Origin of the sequence: Elioraea sp. Yellowstone (genome assembly GCF_006704265.1) — a bacterium.
GTDB lineage: Bacteria > Pseudomonadota > Alphaproteobacteria > Acetobacterales > Acetobacteraceae > Elioraea.
Genome location: NZ_VIKA01000279.1, coordinates 1 through 1,333, shown reverse-complemented (window position 1 = coordinate 1,333; position 1,333 = coordinate 1). Strand labels below are relative to the sequence as shown.

At 72.5% G+C, this 1,333-nt stretch carries 2 protein-coding genes and 1 pseudogene; 2 read left to right on the top strand and 1 reads right to left on the bottom strand.

Annotated elements, in window-relative coordinates:
- Window positions 1-115: 115 nt before the first annotated feature.
- Together FK498_RS18665 and fdxA are read left to right on the top strand one after the other, a co-directional pair.
- Entirely contained in the window at window positions 116-415 is a 300-nt protein-coding gene (locus tag FK498_RS18665; protein WP_141857198.1) for a S4 domain-containing protein, read from the top strand.
- Window positions 416-484: 69 nt separating this feature from the next.
- Entirely contained in the window at window positions 485-817 is a 333-nt protein-coding gene (gene fdxA, locus FK498_RS18660; RefSeq protein ID WP_141857196.1) for a ferredoxin FdxA, read from the top strand.
- Window positions 818-880: 63 nt separating this feature from the next.
- On the opposite strand, the pseudogene FK498_RS20060 reads toward fdxA, so the two are convergent.
- Window positions 881-1,333 (bottom strand): annotated as a pseudogene (locus FK498_RS20060) (hypothetical protein); the annotation flags it as partial.

Genomic DNA, 1,333 nt, shown 5'->3' with positions numbered 1-1,333 from the left:
CCGAGGACGGGGCGACCATGGTCCGCGCGCGCCGCCGCGCCCCGACGATGCCGTCCGTGCCGGCCCGGCCGGCCGACGGCCCCTTCGCCGCCCTGGCGGCGTTGCGCGCCAAGGCGTGAGCGCCGACGATCCGGAGGACGGCGCGCTCGGCTGGCAGCGGCTCGACCGCTGGCTCTGGTGCGCGCGCTTCATCAGGACCCGGGCCGCCGCCGCGCGGCTTGCCGAGCAGGGGCGCATCCGCATCAACCGCCAGCGCACGGAGAAGGCGCATGCGCGCGTCCGCCCGGGCGACGTGCTGACCTTCGGCATCGGCCCCTCGGTGCGCGTGGTGCGGGTGCTGGCGCTGGGCACGCGGCGCGGGCCGGCCGAGGAGGCGAAGCGCCTCTACGAGGACCTGGAAGCGCCGCCAGGCTGACATGCCGGCACGGTCTTGCGCCGCAGCACCGTTTGCCCCAAGTCGTGCGCCAACCGACTGGAGCGCCGCATGACCTACGTCGTGACCGATGCCTGCATCCGCTGCAAGTACATGGACTGCGTCGAGGTCTGCCCGGTGGACTGCTTCTATGTCGGCGCGAACATGCTGGTGATCCATCCCGACGAGTGCATCGACTGCGGGGTGTGCGAGCCCGAATGCCCGGCCGAGGCGATCCTGCCGGACACCGAGCCGCGTGCAGCCGCCTGGGTGGAACACAACCGGGAGTATGCGCAGCTCTGGCCGAACATCACCCGCAAGGGCGAGCCTCCGCCTGATGCGGACGAGTGGAAAGGCAAGCCGGACAAGATGGCGCTGTTCAGTCCCGAACCCGGGATCCCCTGACCGCTCGTTGCTGCCCTGCCATGACGGGGGCTGAACTCCGGGCTCTGGCGTGCTATACTGTCATTATTGGCCGTGATGGCCGTCATCATCGTTCCCTGACGCATGCGGTGGCCGCGCCCGTCCAGGCGCGGGGCAGGTCGTGTGCGCTGCGGACGGTGCTGAGGGACGGATGGCGAGCGGAGCGATGGCGACCAAGGCGACGGGAAGGACCAAGGTGACGGCGAAGGGTGCGACTGCGAAGTCCGCGGCACGGACGGCCGCGCGCGCGGCGGGCAAGTCGGTGAGCAAGACGACGAAGACGACGCCGAAGGCGACTGCCAAGCGGCCCGTCAAGGTCGCGCCGAAGCCCGCGCCCAAGTCGGCGAAGCCGCCGGCGCAGGCCGCGCCCAAGACGGCGCCGAAGCCCCCCGCGAAGACCGCCGCCAAGACGGCGCCCACCAGCCCCGCGCCCAAGCCGACGGTGGCGAAGACGGCGGCCGCCGCGCCGCCGAAGCCGATGCCCGAGCAGCCGGCACC

Coding starts and splice junctions, on each gene's coding strand:
- fdxA (WP_141857196.1), top strand. CDS start 485: ATGACCTACGTCGTGACCGATGCCTGCATCCGCTGCAAGTACATGGAC.